20 protein-coding genes are annotated in these 16,000 nt (G+C 60.6%); 9 read left to right on the top strand and 11 right to left on the bottom strand.

Annotated features, from left to right (window positions below; translation table 11 throughout):
• Positions 1–73 precede the first annotated feature (73 nt).
• Together H3028_RS19285 and H3028_RS19280 are read right to left on the bottom strand one after the other, a co-directional pair.
• Positions 74–1,462, bottom strand: a complete 1,389-nt coding sequence (locus tag H3028_RS19285) for an adenylate/guanylate cyclase domain-containing protein (RefSeq protein ID WP_181298839.1) — start codon at positions 1,460–1,462, stop codon at positions 74–76.
• 174 nt (positions 1,463–1,636) lie between these two features.
• Positions 1,637–1,954, bottom strand: coding sequence for an Mpo1-like protein (locus H3028_RS19280; protein ID WP_181298838.1), 318 nt, complete (start codon positions 1,952–1,954; stop codon positions 1,637–1,639).
• A gap of 262 nt (positions 1,955–2,216) precedes the next feature.
• Between H3028_RS19280 and H3028_RS19275 the strand changes: the two genes are divergently transcribed.
• Both H3028_RS19275 and H3028_RS19270 read left to right on the top strand, forming a co-directional pair.
• Positions 2,217–3,146, top strand: a complete 930-nt coding sequence (locus H3028_RS19275; protein ID WP_181298837.1) for a DUF808 domain-containing protein — start codon at positions 2,217–2,219, stop codon at positions 3,144–3,146.
• A gap of 78 nt (positions 3,147–3,224) precedes the next feature.
• Complete coding sequence (locus H3028_RS19270) at positions 3,225–3,671, top strand: nucleoside deaminase (RefSeq protein WP_181298836.1); 447 nt, start codon at positions 3,225–3,227, stop codon at positions 3,669–3,671.
• On the opposite strand, the gene H3028_RS19265 is transcribed toward H3028_RS19270, so the two are convergent.
• Positions 3,665–5,116 carry a TrkH family potassium uptake protein gene (locus tag H3028_RS19265; RefSeq protein ID WP_181298835.1) on the bottom strand — a complete coding sequence of 484 codons (1,452 nt, stop codon included), beginning with the start codon at positions 5,114–5,116 and terminating at the stop codon, positions 3,665–3,667. The two genes, H3028_RS19270 and H3028_RS19265, sit on opposite strands and share 7 nt — an antisense overlap.
• A gap of 188 nt (positions 5,117–5,304) precedes the next feature.
• On the opposite strand from H3028_RS19265, the gene H3028_RS19260 reads away from it, so the two are divergent.
• Entirely contained in the window at positions 5,305–5,676 is a 372-nt protein-coding gene (locus tag H3028_RS19260; RefSeq protein ID WP_181298834.1) for a YkgJ family cysteine cluster protein, read from the top strand.
• 89 nt (positions 5,677–5,765) lie between these two features.
• Entirely contained in the window at positions 5,766–6,332 is a 567-nt protein-coding gene (locus tag H3028_RS19255; RefSeq protein WP_181298871.1) for a nitroreductase, read from the top strand.
• A 3-nt stretch (positions 6,333–6,335) separates the two neighbouring features.
• Here H3028_RS19255 and H3028_RS19250 read toward each other — a convergent pair whose 3' ends face one another.
• From H3028_RS19250 to ispZ, 6 genes are all read right to left on the bottom strand, one after another.
• Positions 6,336–7,685 (bottom strand): HAMP domain-containing sensor histidine kinase, encoded by a 1,350-nt coding sequence (locus H3028_RS19250; RefSeq protein WP_181298833.1) that lies wholly within the window; start codon positions 7,683–7,685, stop codon positions 6,336–6,338.
• Positions 7,686–7,762: 77 nt separating this feature from the next.
• Positions 7,763–8,164 (bottom strand): Spy/CpxP family protein refolding chaperone, encoded by a 402-nt coding sequence (locus H3028_RS19245; protein WP_181298870.1) that lies wholly within the window; start codon positions 8,162–8,164, stop codon positions 7,763–7,765.
• Between the two features lie 134 nt (positions 8,165–8,298).
• On the bottom strand, positions 8,299–8,976 hold the full coding sequence (locus H3028_RS19240; protein ID WP_181298832.1) for a response regulator transcription factor: 678 nt from the start codon (positions 8,974–8,976) through the stop codon (positions 8,299–8,301).
• An 18-nt stretch (positions 8,977–8,994) separates the two neighbouring features.
• Complete coding sequence (locus H3028_RS19235; protein ID WP_181298831.1) at positions 8,995–9,378, bottom strand: hypothetical protein; 384 nt, start codon at positions 9,376–9,378, stop codon at positions 8,995–8,997.
• A gap of 75 nt (positions 9,379–9,453) precedes the next feature.
• Complete coding sequence (locus H3028_RS19230) at positions 9,454–9,753, bottom strand: YciI family protein (RefSeq protein ID WP_181298830.1); 300 nt, start codon at positions 9,751–9,753, stop codon at positions 9,454–9,456.
• Positions 9,754–9,761: 8 nt separating this feature from the next.
• Complete coding sequence (gene ispZ, locus H3028_RS19225) at positions 9,762–10,343, bottom strand: septation protein IspZ (protein WP_181298829.1); 582 nt, start codon at positions 10,341–10,343, stop codon at positions 9,762–9,764.
• Between the two features lie 177 nt (positions 10,344–10,520).
• Here ispZ and H3028_RS19220 point away from each other — a divergent pair, with 177 nt between their 5' ends.
• The 5 genes from H3028_RS19220 to scpB all read left to right on the top strand — a co-directional run bounded on the left by H3028_RS19220 (position 10,521) and on the right by scpB (position 14,962).
• Positions 10,521–11,387 carry a PHP domain-containing protein gene (locus H3028_RS19220; RefSeq protein WP_181298828.1) on the top strand — a complete coding sequence of 289 codons (867 nt, stop codon included), beginning with the start codon at positions 10,521–10,523 and terminating at the stop codon, positions 11,385–11,387.
• A gap of 13 nt (positions 11,388–11,400) precedes the next feature.
• On the top strand, positions 11,401–12,024 hold the full coding sequence (locus H3028_RS19215) for an L-threonylcarbamoyladenylate synthase (protein WP_181298827.1): 624 nt from the start codon (positions 11,401–11,403) through the stop codon (positions 12,022–12,024).
• A 78-nt stretch (positions 12,025–12,102) separates the two neighbouring features.
• Positions 12,103–13,278: a tryptophan--tRNA ligase gene (locus H3028_RS19210; RefSeq protein ID WP_375154435.1), complete on the top strand. Its 1,176-nt coding sequence runs from the start codon at positions 12,103–12,105 to the stop codon at positions 13,276–13,278.
• Between the two features lie 180 nt (positions 13,279–13,458).
• Positions 13,459–14,157 (top strand): ScpA family protein, encoded by a 699-nt coding sequence (locus H3028_RS19205; protein ID WP_181298868.1) that lies wholly within the window; start codon positions 13,459–13,461, stop codon positions 14,155–14,157.
• Positions 14,158–14,197: 40 nt separating this feature from the next.
• Positions 14,198–14,962, top strand: a complete 765-nt coding sequence (scpB, locus tag H3028_RS19200; protein WP_181298826.1) for an SMC-Scp complex subunit ScpB — start codon at positions 14,198–14,200, stop codon at positions 14,960–14,962.
• On the opposite strand, the gene H3028_RS19195 is transcribed toward scpB, so the two are convergent.
• Positions 14,959–15,432 (bottom strand): methylglyoxal synthase, encoded by a 474-nt coding sequence (locus H3028_RS19195; protein WP_181298825.1) that lies wholly within the window; start codon positions 15,430–15,432, stop codon positions 14,959–14,961. The genes scpB and H3028_RS19195 overlap by 4 nt on opposite strands.
• Positions 15,433–15,477: 45 nt before the next feature.
• Positions 15,478–16,000, bottom strand: a 523-nt coding sequence (locus H3028_RS19190) for an aldehyde dehydrogenase (RefSeq protein ID WP_181298824.1), incomplete at its 5' end; no start/stop codon positions are given.

The raw sequence follows: 16,000 nt of genomic DNA, 5'->3' as shown, positions 1-16,000 counted from the left end.
GTGACCTCGACTTTGAGGTAGCGCCGGCGGCCTAGGCTGTGATTGCCGTGGACCGTCGCCGGCACCGGCGGTGCTACATTATGACCTTGTCGCGAAGTTTGTCGGCAGCCTGGTTGAGGGCCTGGATAACGCGCTCCTTGTCGAAGTTCTGCACGCCGTTGGTGTCCAGGTACATCGAGAAGCCCGGCAATTCATGCTCGACAAAGCTGCTGGTCGCACCCAGATCGCGGCGGAAGTCCACCACTTGATAGATCTGCACCGGACGCGAGAAGCCCTTGACGCTGATCTGGCCCTTGTCGCGGCACATGATCACGTCTTTGACCAGTGAATAGGTTTCGTGGGAGATCAGGATCTCCCCGGCTTCGGCGGAACTCTCCAATCGGCTGGCGAGGTTCACTTCGCGACCGATGATGGTGTAATCCATGCGGGTATCGGCACCGAAGTTGCCGACTGTGCAGTAGCCGGTGTTGATCCCCATGCGGATTTCCATCGGCTTCGTGATGCCTTGTGCGCGCCATTGCTGGCGCAGCACTTTCATGTGCTTGCGCATGGCGATGGCCATCGATACCGCGGCCACCGCATCCTTTTTGGCACCCTGACTGGCGGGGTCGCCGAAGAAAACCATCACGCAGTCGCCAACGAACTTGTCGATGGTCCCGCCGTACTTGAGGGTGATCTTCGACATCTCGTTGAGGTAGGTGTTGAGCAGATCGGTCAGGGCTTCGGCTTCCAGTTCTTCTGACAGCTCGGTGAAGCCCTTAATGTCGGAAAAGAACACCGTGAGCTTCTTGCGCTGGGTCTCCAGGCGTACGCTGCGTTTGCCGGAGAAAATCGACTCCCACACCTGGGGTGATAGATATTTGGCCAGATTACGGGCCAGCCGTGCGGCCTTGGCCTGCTGGGCCTCGACTTCGCTGCGAGCCTGGGCCAGCCGTATCCCTTGCTGATGCACGTAGTAGGCCGTGACGCACACGTACAGCGTGGTGAAGAGAATGCTGACGGCGGATACTAGGACGGGGGTTGAGTCGTCGAAGCGCAAAGGCACCAGCAAGCTGGTCAGCCCGACGCCGATGGTGACCATCAACATGGTCATCAGGAAATGGCGCAGGCTGCCGATGACCAGCGCACTGAAGCCCAGCGTCAGGAGGAACATCAGGCTTGGCACCAGGGCGCAGCCGAGCAGCACGATTCCTGCTCCCGCATTCAAGGCGTCGAGGCACAGCAGTGTTTGCGAAGTTTGCTCCGGGTATCGGCGCTTGAAGCGATAGCTCAGGTGATAGGCGAAATGTGGATAGAGGAGGGTGTAGGGCACCATCCACAGCAGGCTGAGTGCGAACTGCTGGGTATAGACACCAGCGGCGAGTGTGGCGGCGCAGGTCAGATAGGCGAAAACCCGGGCGTAGTACTCGCGCAGGGGGCGAGTCGCGAGGCCGTTACGCCGTTCACCGGTCACGGTTGACATTATGATTGCTATCCCTGAAAGGTTCCGGCGCTCTGGCATGCACCGTTGGAGGCAACAGCGCATCGGCCGGCGCTGGCCCGGCGATCATAACTAAGTCGCCACCATTGCGCCAAACCGCCCGTCCAATCCGTGACGGTCCGCGGCTACCAACCGGATATGGTCGGCCTCGGTGATTCAGAATCGGATCTTTCCGGTAAGCATGTCCTTGAGCATCACCCAGTCCCCGAGAAAGCTGTAGAGCGGGTACTGGAACGTCGCCGGCCGGTTCTTCTCGAAAATGAAATGCCCGATCCAGGCGAACCCGTAGCCAGCCAACGGCATCGCTAGCAGCCATAACCACTGCTGGCTGATTAGCGCGTAGGCGAGTATGGCCAACACGAGTAAGCTCCCTATGTAGTGCAGTCGACGGCAGGTGGGGTTGCTGTGCTCGGCCAGATAGAACGGATAGAACTCCGCAAAGCGGGTAAAGCGTTCGGCGGTTTGCGTGCTCATGCCGCACCTCCTGTCATTGTGGTCAGCGCAGTCTAGATTCGCTGGTATTTTTTGGCCACTGGCCAGGATAGTTGGTTTGGTCGCGCTGCTAGCTCACTGCTAGAACCCACAGGCGACATCATGCTGGCTTGCGAGGCGTGCCGGCGCCGGCGATGCCATGCCGGAACTTGTCTTGCAGCAGGAGGGCCTTAGTTTCCATACCCCCGTTTAGCGGCGTGTTGAATGCCGTTCCCGTGAATACATCACCAAAGGACGCCCAGCTTTGGCCAGTAGCCTGCTTGCCCTGATTGACGATATTGCGACGGTTCTGGATGACGTCTCGGTCATGACCAAGATCGCCGCGAAGAAAACCGCCGGCGTGCTGGGTGATGATCTAGCGCTCAACGCCCAACAGGTCACCGGCGTCAAAGCCGACCGGGAGTTGCCCGTCGTCTGGGCCGTGGCTAAAGGGTCGATGCGCAACAAGTTGATCCTGGTACCGGCTGCGCTGTTGATCAGCGCATTCGTTCCGTGGGCGATAACGCCCTTGTTGATGCTCGGTGGGGCGTTCCTGTGTTTCGAAGGCTTCGAGAAGCTTGCGCATCGTTTCCTGCACCGGGACGACGACCAGCACGCGCAGCAACTGAAGGCCCTGGCAGATCCGAGTGTCGACATGGTCGCCTTCGAGCGAGACAAGATCAGTGGCGCGGTGCGCACCGATTTCATCCTCTCGGCCGAAATCATCGCCATTACCCTTGGCACCGTGGCCGCTGCAACCTTCACTGAGCAAGTGGCGGTGCTCGCGGGCATTGCGATCATCATGACGGTAGGCGTGTACGGGCTGGTCGCTGGGATCGTGAAGCTGGACGATGCCGGTCTAGCGCTGAGCAAAAGCAGCAGTGGCGCCGCGCAGGTGATCGGACGGGGCATCCTTGCGGTTGCGCCGTGGCTGATGAAGTCGCTGTCGGTGATCGGTACTGCGGCCATGTTCATGGTCGGTGGTGGCATCCTTACCCACGGCATCCAGGCGATTCACCATTTCATCGAGAACAGCGCAGAGCATACGGTTGCGCTGCCTTATGTCGGCTCGGTATTGGCCGGGTTGCTGCCGACAATCCTGGACGCGGCATTCGGCATCCTGGTCGGTGGCTTGGTATTCGCTGCGGTTACGCTGGGCGGGCGTCTGTTCAAGGGAAAGGCCGACGCGGCCTGAACCGAAGCCTTGGCTTGCACACTGTCGTGCGGGCCTGGGCCAAGCAAACCATGTTCTGAACATCACAGGAGCAAAGGGATGGATGCATTCATGCAAGCGGCAATCGACGAAGCGAAGAAGGGATTGGCTGAAGGCGGCATTCCGATCGGCTCGGTGATTGTTCATCGTGGACAGATCATCGGCCGCGGGCACAACCGGCGCGTGCAGCAGGGCAGTGCCGTGCTGCACGGGGAGATGGATGCCTTCGAAAATGCCGGCCGACAACCAGCCAGTGTCTATGCCGAGTCGGTTCTTTACACCACGTTATCGCCCTGCTCGATGTGCAGCGGGGCCATCCTGCTCTACGGAATCCCCCGGGTCGTGATCGGCGAAAATCAGACCTTCATGGGCGAGGAGCTGTTGTTGCGCGGTCGCGGCGTTGAGGTCGAAGTGCTGCAGGACGCCACCTGCGTAGAGATGATGCGCAGCTTCATCGCCAACAGCCCCGAGCTGTGGAACGAGGACATCGGCGAGACGAGTCAGTGACGCCAGAATGACGGGGTCAGCATCACCAGCACGGTGATGATCTCCAGTCGACCAAGCAGCATGCCGACCGACAGCAGCCACTTTGCGGCATCCGGCAGGGTCGAGAAGTTGCCCGCCGGACCGATGATCGGACCCAGGCCAGGGCCCACGTTGCAAACCGCCGAAGCCGCTCCCGTGAGCGCGGTGATCGGGTCCAGGCCAAGCAGCGCCAAACACAGCGCCAACACACCGATGGTCATGGTGATGAAGAACGAAAAAGTCAGAATCGAACGGACGATTTCTTCATCGAGGTTGTGCCCGTTGTACTGCTGACGAATCACCGCGCGCGGGTGAACCAGCTGCTTGAGGTTCGAGCGCAACAGGGCGTAGGCGACCTGGAAACGGAACATCTTCAAGCCGCCGGAGGTGGAGCCGGAACATCCGCCAAGGAACGTAAGGTAGAAGAACACCATCACGGCGAATCCACCCCACTGGGTGTAATCGTTGACCGCGAAGCCCGTCGTCGTAATTACGGATACCACGCTGAAGGTCACGATACGCAGCGAGTCGAGTAGGTTGTCGTCATGGTTGAGCCAGTACCAGCCGCTGAACAAAAGGCTGGTAATGGTCAGCATCAGCAGGAAACCACGCACTTGTTGATCGCCGAGCAATGCGTTGCGATTCCCACGTGCCGTGGCGACATACAGTGTGAACGGCAAGCTACCCAGGATCATGAAAAAGATCGCCACCCAATGCGATGCGGGGCTGAACTTGCCGAGCGAAGCATCTGATGTCGAATAGCCTCCCGTCGCCACGGTCGACATCGCGTGGTTGATGGCGTCGAAGCCGCTCATCCCCGACAGCCAGAATGCAATGAAGGCTGCCAGCGTGAATGTCAGGTAGATCGCAATCAGATACTTGCCGGCCATGTGCGAGCGCGGCATGACTTTCTCTGACCAGTCCGATGACTCGGTCTGGAACAGCCGCATGCCGCCGACCCGCAGCAGCGGGAGAATCGCCACCGCCATGCCGATAAATCCAATACCGCCAAGCCAGTGCAGCAGCGACCGCCACATCAACAGGCCGGGCGACGCGCTATCCAGCCCTGAAAGCACCGTCGCGCCGGTCGTAGTGATACCGGACATGGTTTCGAAGAATGCGTCGGTATAGCTGATGTGCTGAATGAGCATCAGCGGCAAGGCAGCGAAGCAGCAGACAGCCACCCAGCTGACGGTGGTCAGAAAGTACATGTCGCGCGGGCGCAGATGGGTGTTGGCCGGTCGCCCTGGCGCGACCAGGGCAAAGCCGCAGCCGAAGGTAATAAGGCTCGCCCAAAGGAATGCCTGGAGATCGTCGGTGCGATCAAAGGCAAACAACGTGATCATCGGAATGACCATGCTGACTGCAAGAGTAATCAGGAAAATGCCGAGAATGAAACCGATGATACGCAGGGTCGGCAAGGCCATTGGTGATTGTTGCTCGGCTCGAAAATGAGGCCGCCATTCTACGCCAGTCGCAGCGGCAGTAAACCGGCGATCGGCCTACCGAAAAATCTTTTACAGCGCGCTCTGCGGGCCTCTTCCCAAGTTCGCTGCGATGGATAGAATAGCCGCCCGGCGCCGGCCCTTTGCCGGTTTCTCGGTGTTCACCTTCCATGTCGATCGACAACCCCTGCCTCACGTGTGGCGCCTGCTGCGCGTATTTTCGTGTGTCTTTCTTTTGGGGCGAATGCGCCTCGTCCGGCGGTACTGTTCCCGATAGCGCCACCGTGCAGGTCAGCCCGTTTCATGTGGCGATGCTCGGGACGGAGTCCAAACCTGCACGTTGCGTCGGTTTGATGGGCGATGTGGGGTGCGGCGTGCGCTGCACGATGTATGAGCAGCGCTCGAGCACCTGCCGCGAATTTGAGGCGTCCTGGGCCGATGGTCAGCACAACGCTCACTGCGATGCGGCCCGGGCAGCCCATGGCCTGCCACCGCTGACACCGCCATTGGAGCCGCAGTTAGCGCCTGATCGGGTGGCTTGACGGTCTCCGCCGGCAGGGGCGTTGCCATTGCGACTGCGCAAAGAACGTATCGGGGCCCTAGAATGTCCGATTCGTTTTTGGAGGTGGTGATGGACGCTCTTGACCTGTTACTCAACCGCGTTTCTGTTACGCGGCTCGCTGATCCGGCACCGAACGCCGCTCAGCTGGATCTGATTTTTCGCGCGGCACTGCGCGCTCCGGATCATGGCCAGCTTCGTCCGTGGCGTTTCCTGACGGTTCAGGGAGACGCTCGGGAGCGCCTGGGTGAGGTGTTCGTCGAGGCACTTGGCTTGCGCCAGCCGGATGCCGCCGAGGAAGCGCTACGCAAGGCGCAAAAGATGCCGCTGCGCGCGCCAATGGTGCTGGTGGTTATCGCCCGGGTCTTGCCACACCCAAAGATTCCTGGTTCCGAGCAGGTGCTCGCGGTCGCCTGTGCGGCCCACGGTGTGTTGTTGGCAGCTCACGCGCAGGGCCTGGGCGCGGTCTGGCGTACCGGCGAGTTTGCCTATGATCGGCATGTAGCCCAACAGTTAGGCCTGGCCGAGAACGAGCAGGTGCTCGGCTTCATCTACCTGGGCACGCCGGAAGGTAATCTGCGGACCCCTCCGGAGTTGGATCCTCGTTCTTTCGTTAATCAGTGGGACCGCGCTCGATAGTACTCAAAGCGGATGCGGCAGGGTTGACCCTGTCGCGCTCAGCGGCAGCTTCAAGCTAGCGATGAAGCCACCCTCCGGGTGATTGCCCAGCAGCAGCTCACCGCCATGGCGTTCGGCGGCGCGGCGGGCTATCGCCAGCCCCAATCCATGGCCGGCGGTGGTCTGTCCCGGCGCGCGGAAGAACGGCTCACTTAATTGCGCGAGGTGGGCTTCGTCCACACCGGGCCCGTGGTCGCGGATGCTCAACAGCAACCAGTCATTATCGATACTGGCGCCTAGCTCGATCGGCGCACCCTCGGGATTGAAGCGCAGCGCATTGCGCAGCAGATTATCCAGTGCTCGTTCAAGCATGTCCGGCCAGCCGCTCAGCACGATATCGGGGTCCATCCGAGTTTCGACGCGCTGGGCGGGCGCGACGATGCGCGCATACTCTTCCAGCTGCTGAAAGATCGAGGCCAGATTGACGGGAGCCGTCGCGCCTGGCTCGGCGTCCAGTCGCGCCAGTTCCAAAATCTCGCTGATCAACGCTTCGAGCCGGTCACATTCCTTGGCCAGTCGCGGCCAGATGACTTCACGTTCTTCCGGGGTCGCCCGTTCGGCGAGCGCCAGGGCGATACGCAGGCGTGCGAGCGGTGAGCGTAGCTCGTGTGAGACGTCACGTAGCAGCTGCCGCTGACTGCCGATCAGGCTTTGCAGCCGCGCGCCCATCCGGTTGAAGTCCTTGGCCAGCACGCCGAGTTCATCGCGTCTGGTGGCCAGGCGGGCGAGCGAGTTCTGCTGATAGGCAGTCTGTCCAAGGTCGTGCACGGCGCCCCGAAGGCGATCGAGGGGGCGGGTGATCGATAGCGTAAGCAGCAGGCTGAAGCCGGCCAGCACGACCAGCGCGATGGCAATCGCGCTCAGCGGCCAGAACAGGCTATCGCGATGCCAGGCCTGCAGTTCAGAGTTTGGAATGCGATAGATGAATAGGTAGGTTTCGCCGCTGAGCGGGCTGGTGTAATCGGCGGTGAGTCGTCGCCAGGGTAAGCGCCCCGAGCGGTTTTCCTGACGCGCTTCAAACGCGGCGGCGCGTGCCGGAAACGTTCCGCGGATGACCGGTTGGCCATTCTCGGCAAGCACCTGCACATCGACGTGGAAGCGATGCCGGTGTCGTTCGAGCAGAAACTGCGCAGGCAGAGGGCCTTGGCGCTCATAGACTCTGGTCCAGACCTCGGCCAGATCTTTTACCCCGGGGTGCCGGTTGATGATCCAGGTGTCCTGGTTCAGTGCATGACCAAGCAGCATGGCGAGGCCGGCCACCAAAGCGATGGCGAGCCAGAACGTCGCTAGGATGCGCCAGAACAGAGATCGCACAGGTCATTTCTCCACAGCAAAACCCGGCGCGGCGCCTTAATGTCAGGCGGGCCGGGTGGGTTGGTTTCGGCTAGCGGTCAGTTCTTTTGGTCGCGCTCGGCTTTCCACTGTTCAAACTCGGCGCGCTCGGCTCGCTTGGCTACCATTTTCTCGTGCATTTCGTCGAATTGCTTCTGCTGCTCAGGCTTGAGCAGATCGCGAATCTGCTTGTGGGTATTTTCTTTGCTGTTCTTCAGCTCATCCTGCATCGCCTTGCGCTCGGCTTCTGGCAACTTGTTCAGATAACGCTGGGTGATTTCACGATGGTTCTTCATCTGTTCGCCCATCAATTCGCGCATTTCCCGCTTCTGTTCCTTTGTCAGATCCAGCTGTTCGAAGGGGGCGTGTTTGCCATGATGACCGTGGCTGCCGTCGGGCATGGCCATTGCAATGGCGGGAAGAGTCGAAGCGAAAAGCACGGCGATAAAGGTCTTGCGCATCATGAGGTCTCTCCTGTGTATGAAGCCGATCGCGAGAAGCGCTTGCGCACGTTCTGGCTTCGACCGGATGAGCTCAGTCTAGGGCGCGCAAGGTCAAGGCCCGTCAGCAGAGGGTAAAGGCTGGGTAAAGCCGATCAGGAGGCGTAAAGGTAACCGCGGCTGCGCAGCGCGACGATGCGCTGGCGTCCGTCGGGGTGCGGACCGAGCTTGCGGCGCAGGTTGCTGACATGCATGTCCAGACTGCGGTCATACAGGGTCAGCTTACGACCGAGGGCGAGCTGGGCCAGTGCCTGCTTGTCCAGCGGGTCGCCTGGCTGACTGAGCAGCGCCTCAAGAATGCGACCTTCGGAAAGCGTCAGGGTCACCTCATGCTCGCCGACGCTGGCCACACCACGGGCCGGGCTATAGCAAAGATCGCCCAGCTCCAGCTGGGTCGGCGTGCTCGCCGGCTGGCTGCGCCGCAGCACCGCGCGCAGCCGTGCGGTGAGCTCGCGAGGGTCGCAGGGTTTGGCCAGGTAATCATCGGCGCCCAGCTCCAGGCCGAGGATGCGGTCGAGTGGCTCGCCGCGCCCCGAAAGCATCAACACCGGTAGATCAGGGTGTTCGCTGCGAAGCTGCTTGAGCAATTCGAGACCGCTGCCGTCAGGCAACATCACATCGAGCACCACTGCCGCCGGCTGATGCTCGGCCAGCGCCGCCCGTGCGCTCTGCCCGTCATGGCAGGCGTGGGCGACAAAACCCTCTTGCGACAGCCAGCTCACCAGCAATTCGCAGAGTTCCTCGTCGTCATCTATCAGCAGCAGTTCGCTCATGCTTCGCTCGTATCCGCTTCAATTCAACCATTGCCGACGACGACGTCCCCGCGTGGTCAGGACGCCCAGCAGGAAACCTAGTACACCGACGCCACCGCCCACAGCAAACCATTGTTGCTGATCATTCAACAGTTGCGGTTGAGCGTTCGGCTGCGCCTGTTGCAGCTGCATGCGCAGACGATGATTCTCCTGACGCAGGCGCGCCAGCTGTGCTCGCTCGGCATCCGTAACGGCGATGTCGAGACTGCCGGACAGCTCTTCACGCCGCAGTTCGTTCTCGGATAGACGTTGCTCCAGCTCGGTCCGTCGTTCGGTGGTGGGATCGGTTGTACCTTCCTCGGCATGCACGGATAGCATGGCGAAACTCACGATAAGCAGCAGAGACAGCAAACCTTGGCGCATCGGAACTCCTTTTTCCTCAACAGGCCGTGGAAACCCTACGGCTTGACAGATACCTGGCGGCGTTAGCCGATCCGCTCAGGGAAAGACTTGCTTGAAGGGCTTGACCACTACCTCGCCGTAGACTCCGGCAGCTTTGTACGGATCAGCCGCAGCCCAGGTTTCGGCGGCCTGTAGGGACGCGAACTCGGCGACCACCAGACTTCCGGTGAAGCCGGCAGCGCCCGGATCGTTACTGTCGATTGCTGGGTGCGGACCGGCCAGGACCATTCGACCCTCGTTTTTCAGCTGCTCGAGACGCGCCAGGTGAGCCGGGCGCGCAGCCAGGCGGTTTTCCAGCGAGTCGGGTACATCGGTGGCAATGATGGCGTAGAGCATGTTTACTCCTATGATTCTTCAGGTTCGGGTTGCATATGGCGGACCAGATACACGGCTTGGCCCGCCATGAAAAACAGCGTCAGCCCCAGGCTGCCGAAAACCTTGAAGTCGACCCATATAGAGGGATAGACGAAGGCAACGAACAGATTGGCGAAGCCGCAGACGAGAAAGAACAGGATCCAGGCGACATTCAGTTGCGCCCATTGTGCGGATTGCAATTGCACAGCGTGACCCATCATGCGCTGGATTAGTGGCTTTTCGCCAATGAAATGGCTACCGGTGAAAGCCAGCGCGAACAGCCAATTCAACACCGGCGCCTTCCATTTGAGGATGGTTTCGCTGTGTAGCACCAGCGTCAGTCCGCCAAACAGCAGGCATGCTCCCAGCGTCAGCCATTGACTCTTCTCGAGCCGGCGCTGGTAAACGAACAGCGCGGTATACAGGATCAGCGAGCTGGCAACGAGCACTGCTGTGGCACTGAAGATACCGCCGACCGTGAAGCTTAGATCCGCCAGTGCAAGGGTCCTCGGCTCGAGCTTATAGGCCACGAAGAACAGCAGCAGCGGAATGAAGTCGACGATTTGTTTCACGAAGAGAGCCAGAAGCGGTATGTGGCCGGCATAATAACAAACCGCGCTTTTGGCGGAACGCTGTCAGCCGGCCATTTCCTGAACATGGCGCAAGCTTTGGCGAAGTGGATGATGGCACGAGCGCCGGCACGGACGGTCAGTAACTGTATGTCGCCAGCCCCATGGAGAAGGTCCCGAATGATTGTTGATCTGCATTGCCACAGTACCGCGTCGGACGGCGTATTGGCGCCTGATGCGCTGGTTGAGCGGGCACATGCACGCGGTATCGGGTTGCTCGCCCTGACTGATCACGACACGTTGGAAGGCCTCGATGTTGCCCGCGCCGTGGCGGACTCGCTAGGGGTCCGGCTGGTCAACGGTATCGAACTTTCATGCGTGTGGGGCGGCGCGACCGTTCACATTCTCGGCTATGCCTTTCGCCGGGACGCGGCCGCCTTGCAGGAGGCCATCGCGCAACTGCACGAGGGTCGTTGGCGTCGGGCGGAATTGATCGCCCAACGCCTGGAGGCAAAGGGAATGCCAGGTGCGCTGGAAGGGGCACGGGCCGTCCAGCAGGAGCTGGGCGACAGCGGCAACGCCCCGGCGCGTCCGCACTTCGCCGATTTCCTGGTGCGTGCCGGTCATGTGCGTGACCGTGCCGAAGCGTTTCGCAAGTGGCTTGGCTCGGGCAAGCTTGGCGATGTGAAACAACACTGGCCGAGTCTCGAGCAAACCGTGACTACGCTGCGCGAGGCCGGCGCCTGGATCAGCCTGGCGCACCCTTGGCAGTATGAATTCACTCGTAGCAAGCGGCGGCGCCTGGTGACAGAGTTTGCCCAGGCCGGTGGGCATGCGCTGGAAGTGGTCAACGGCATGCAGCCGCTGGAGCAGGTTGGTGGCCTGTCGATTCTGGCGCGTGAGTTTGGCCTGATGGCCAGTGTCGGCAGCGATTTCCATGCGCCCAGCGACTGGTCGGAGTTGGGGATGTATCGGACCTTGCCGGAAGATCTGCAACCGCTGTGGAGGCATTTCGATCATGAACCATGCGAGTCTGTTGCCCGCTGAACAGGGAGTTTCCATGAGCCAGTTTTTTCAGATACACCCGGAAAATCCGCAGGCCAGGCTGGTCAAACAGGCCGTGGAAATCATTCGCAACGGCGGCGTGGTGGTCTATCCCACCGATTCGTCCTACGCCATCGGCTGCTCGATGGGTAATAAGGCAGGCATCGAACGTATTCGCCGCCTGCGTCAGCTGGACGACAAACACAATTTCACCTTGGTCTGCCGTGACCTATCCCAGCTCGGCCTCTTCGCCAAGGTGGATACCGCGGCCTTTCGCCTGCTCAAGACGCACCTGCCGGGGCCATATACCATCATCCTCACCGCCACTCGCGAAGTCCCACGGATGCTTCTGCATCCCAAGCGCCGCACGATTGGCTTGCGGGTCCCTGGGCAGCCCATCGCTCAAGCGCTGCTCGCCGAGCTGGGCGAGCCGCTGATGAGCGTCAGCCTGATTCTGCCCGGTGAAACCGAGCCGATGAGCGATCCTTACGAAATGCGTGATGCGCTGGAGCATCAGGTAGACCTGATCATCGACGGCGGTTACGGTGGCGTCGAAGCGTCCACGGTCATCAGTTTGGTGGACGGCGACCCGGAAGTGGTGCGTGTCGGCTGTGGGGATCCTGCACCGTTCGCCGCCTGATCTGATTCGCCTTTTCGAAACACTACGAAGGAAACCCTTTTGAGCTCCATGGATTCGCAGCGACGTGTGGTCTCCGGAATGCGGCCTAACGGCCGTCTTCACCTTGGCCATTACCACGGCGTATTGAAGAACTGGGTCAGGATGCAGCATGAATATCAATGCTTCTTCTGCATTGTCGACTGGCACGCCCTGACCACAGATTATGCGACCGGTGCCGATATCGCCCGGAATGTGCAGGACATGGCAATCGACTGGCTGGCGGCAGGCGTCAGCCCCAGCTCGGCCACTCTGTTCATTCAGTCTCAGGTGCCTGAGCACGCCGAACTGCACCTGCTGCTGTCGATGATCTGTCCTTTGGCTTGGTTGGAGCGAGTGCCGTCCTACAAAGAGCTGCAACTCGATTCACAGCAGAAAGAGCTTGGCACCTATGGCTTCCTCGGTTATCCGCTGCTACAGGCTGCAGACATCCTGGCCTATCGCGCCGGGGTCGTGCCGGTGGGCGCCGATCAGCTGCCGCACATCGAGTTCGCCCGTGACGTGGCGCGGCGCTTCAACCACCTCTACGGCAGCGAAGAAGATTTCGAAGTGAAGGCCGAGGCGGCGGTCCGCAAGCTCGGTAAGAAAAGTTCCAAGCTTTACTCCAGCCTGCGCAAGAGCTACCAGGAGCAGGGCGATCTGGAAGCGCTGAATACGGCCCGCGCATTGCTCAAGGATCAGCAGACCATCACCATCGGTGACCAGGAACGCCTGTTTGGGTATCTGGAGGGCAGCGGCAGGTTGCTGCTCCCCGAACCGCAAGCCCTGTTAAGCGATTCGCCCAAGGTGTCTGGCCTGGATGGTGGCAAGATGGCCAAGTCGGCGAGCAACTCCATCTTCCTGCGCGATACGCCTGAGGAGATCGAAGAGAAGATCAAGCGCATGCCTACTGATCCGGCACGGGTGCACCGCCACGATCCGGGTGAGCCGACGCGTTGTCCGGTCTGGCAGATGCACCTCGCCCACTCGGGAGAGGATGTTTGCCAATGGGCCGAGCAGGGCTGTCGCAGTGCTGGAATCGGCTGTCTGGAATGCAAGGCGCCGCTGATCGAATCAATCAAGCTCGAGCTGGCTCCGCTTCAGGAGCGGGCCCAGGACTACGAGCAGAATCCGGATCTGGTTCGCAGCATTCTGGCCGAGGGTGCCGAGCAGGCCCGCGATGAAGTTCGCGAAACGCTCGTGGTTGTGCGTCAGGCAATGGGCCTGAGTTACCGCTAGAGCCCATACGGCGGCAGCATTACTTGCCGCCGCTTCATCTGTTCGTTCCGTGGAGAGATCATGCAGGATTCACCGACCGAGGCGACGATCGATCCGCCCGGTGAGCAGCTGCGGCTGGCATTGGTCTATGGCGAGGCGTTCAACAATCTGCCGCAGGATCTCTATATTCCTCCAGATGCGCTGGAGGTGTTTCTCGAGGCGTTTGAAGGTCCGCTGGATCTGCTGCTCTATCTGATCCGCAAACAGAACATCGACATCCTCGATATTCCGGTTGCAGAGATTACCCGCCAGTACATGGGGTACGTCGAGCTGATGAAGACCGTGCGCCTGGAGCTGGCCGCCGAATACCTGGTGATGGCCGCGATGCTGGCTGAGATCAAGTCGCGCATGCTGCTGCCGCGTTCGGCCGAGGTGGAGGAGGACGAACTCGACCCGCGTGCCGAGCTGATACGTCGGCTGCAGGAATACGAGCGCTTCAAGGCAGCATCCGAAGACCTCGATCAATTACCGCGCGTTGGCCGCGATCTGTATGTGCCGAGAGTCGATGCGCCAGACGCTCGGGCGCGCAAGCTACTGCCTGAAGTGAGCCTTGAGGAACTGCTCATCTCCATGGCCGAGGTGCTGCGCCGTGCCGACATGTTCGAAAGCCATCAGGTCACGCGCGAAACCTTGTCGACCCGCGAGCGTATGAGCGATGTGCTGGAGCGCCTCAAAGGCGGGGCCTTCGTTCCTTTTGCCACGCTGTTCACCGTCGAAGAAGGCCGGCTTGGCGTGGTGGTGACCTTCATGGCCGTACTCGAATTGATCAAGGAATCGCTGGTCGAGTTGGTGCAGAACGAACCCTTCGCGCCAATTCATGTTCGCGCTCGGGTCGAATAGCCTGTGCGCACGGTTTAGGTATGAGTCGAGGTAATCAAGGTTGAATCTCTCTGATCCCAAGGATCTCGCTTCGCTACTGGAGGCTTTCTTGCTCGCCTCGGGGAAACCGATGTCGATCGAGCGAATGGCCGAGCTGTTCGAGGATACCGAACGGCCCGCGCCGGCGCTGTTGCGTAAAGCGCTGGAAGTGCTCGACAAATCTTGTAAGGGACGCGCGTTCGAGCTGAAGCAAGTTGCCAGCGGCTACCGCCTGCAGGTGCGCGAGCGCTTTTCGCCCTGGGTGGGCCGGCTCTGGGAGGAGCGGCCGCAGCGCTATTCACGCGCATTGCTGGAAACCCTGGTGCTGATCGCCTATCGCCAGCCGATCACCCGAGGAGAAATCGAGGACATTCGCGGCGTTGCGGTCAACAGTCAGATCGTCAAGACGCTGTTGGAGCGCGAATGGGTGCGGGTGGTTGGTCATCGCGACGTGCCGGGACGGCCGGCCATGTTCGCCACCACTAAGCAATTTCTCGATCACTTCAGCCTGAAAAACCTCGACGAGCTGCCGCCGTTGGCGGTACTGCGGGAGATGGAGCCCGAGCCGTTGCCTGTCGACGTCGAAGAGGCGCCGGTGCCGGCAGCATTGCAGGCACGCGTCGACGCCGAACTGGAATCGGGAACGCCGCGCGAGCAGACCAGCTTCCGCAGCCTGCTGGCGGAGTTGGACAGCATGGAAACCGGCCTCAAGACCGACTTCGATGATTTGCGCGACGAAGCGGAAGATGAAAGCCAAAGCGTTCCGGACGAGGAACGCCGCGACTAGTTTTCTGTTTTCCGGCCTGCCAGGTAGTTGTCGTAGTCCGGAATGCTCAGCGCGTGGGCTTCGTCAAGTAATGGACTAGATAGTAAGTAATCGGCGCTGCTCTCGTTGGCGGCAAGCGGAATATTCCAGACCGCAGCAACCCGCAGCAGCGCTTTAACATCAGGGTCATGCGGCTGCGGCTCGAAGGGATCCCAGAAGAACACCAGCATGTCGATGCGCCTTTCGGCGATGCGCGCACCGATTTGCTGATCCCCACCTAGCGGACCGCTGATCATGCATTCCACCGGCAGCTCCAGGCGACGCCCAAGTAGCAGGCCGGTGGTGCCGGTGGCGAGCAATTCGTGGTTCGCCAGTTTCTCTTTCTGTCGGTCCGCCCAATCCAGCAGGCGCTCCTTGCAGTGATCGTGCGCGACCAGCGCGATGCGTTTGCGGGCGGGCAGTGTCGCGGTAACGAAATCGATGCGGTTCATGTTCTTCCCTGGCTTGCTGAATGGGCGGCTGAGCCGAATTGCCGGTTACGGTGCTTCGTGCAAGGCGCGGCAGGTGTCCAACATTCGATTGGAGAATCCCCACTCGTTGTCATACCAGGCCATCACTTTCAGCAGTCGTCCGCTAACCTTGGTGTGGTTGGTGTCGAAAATCGAGGACATGGGGTTGTGGTTGAAATCGCAGGAGACCAGCGGCAACGAGTTACAGGCCAGTATGGGCGAGCGCTGGCTGGCGTCCAGCATCAGCGCATTGACCTCGTCTGCGGTGGTTTCACGGCTGAGTTCGAGGGTCAGATCTACCAGCGATACATTGATCACTGGCACCCGGACCGCCATGCCGGTCAGCTTGCCGGCCAGTTCCGGCAGAACCAGACCCACGGCTTCGGCTGCGCCGGTCTTGGTCGGAATCATCGATTGCGTGGCCGAGCGCGCGCGGTAGGGATCGCTGTGGTAGACGTCCGACAAATTCTGGTCGTTGGTATAAGCATGGATGGTGGTCATCAGGCCGTGCTCAATACCGTATTCGCGTGACAGGATCTGGGCGACCGGG

The sequence above is a fragment of the Pseudomonas sp. Q2-TVG4-2 genome (assembly GCF_013620795.1).
Classification (GTDB): Bacteria; Pseudomonadota; Gammaproteobacteria; order Pseudomonadales; family Pseudomonadaceae; genus Stutzerimonas.
This window is presented reverse-complemented; position numbering and strand designations above follow the sequence as displayed.

Coding starts and splice junctions, on each gene's coding strand:
- H3028_RS19285 (WP_181298839.1), bottom strand. CDS start 1,462: ATGTCAACCGTGACCGGTGAACGGCGTAACGGCCTCGCGACTCGCCCC.
- H3028_RS19280 (WP_181298838.1), bottom strand. CDS start 1,954: ATGAGCACGCAAACCGCCGAACGCTTTACCCGCTTTGCGGAGTTCTAT.
- H3028_RS19270 (WP_181298836.1), top strand. CDS start 3,225: ATGGATGCATTCATGCAAGCGGCAATCGACGAAGCGAAGAAGGGATTG.
- H3028_RS19265 (WP_181298835.1), bottom strand. CDS start 5,116: ATGGCCTTGCCGACCCTGCGTATCATCGGTTTCATTCTCGGCATTTTC.
- H3028_RS19260 (WP_181298834.1), top strand. CDS start 5,305: ATGTCGATCGACAACCCCTGCCTCACGTGTGGCGCCTGCTGCGCGTAT.
- H3028_RS19255 (WP_181298871.1), top strand. CDS start 5,766: ATGGACGCTCTTGACCTGTTACTCAACCGCGTTTCTGTTACGCGGCTC.
- H3028_RS19245 (WP_181298870.1), bottom strand. CDS start 8,164: ATGCGCAAGACCTTTATCGCCGTGCTTTTCGCTTCGACTCTTCCCGCC.
- H3028_RS19240 (WP_181298832.1), bottom strand. CDS start 8,976: ATGAGCGAACTGCTGCTGATAGATGACGACGAGGAACTCTGCGAATTG.
- H3028_RS19235 (WP_181298831.1), bottom strand. CDS start 9,378: ATGCGCCAAGGTTTGCTGTCTCTGCTGCTTATCGTGAGTTTCGCCATG.
- H3028_RS19230 (WP_181298830.1), bottom strand. CDS start 9,753: ATGCTCTACGCCATCATTGCCACCGATGTACCCGACTCGCTGGAAAAC.
- H3028_RS19220 (WP_181298828.1), top strand. CDS start 10,521: ATGATTGTTGATCTGCATTGCCACAGTACCGCGTCGGACGGCGTATTG.
- H3028_RS19215 (WP_181298827.1), top strand. CDS start 11,401: ATGAGCCAGTTTTTTCAGATACACCCGGAAAATCCGCAGGCCAGGCTG.
- H3028_RS19210 (WP_375154435.1), top strand. CDS start 12,103: ATGCGGCCTAACGGCCGTCTTCACCTTGGCCATTACCACGGCGTATTG.
- H3028_RS19195 (WP_181298825.1), bottom strand. CDS start 15,432: ATGAACCGCATCGATTTCGTTACCGCGACACTGCCCGCCCGCAAACGC.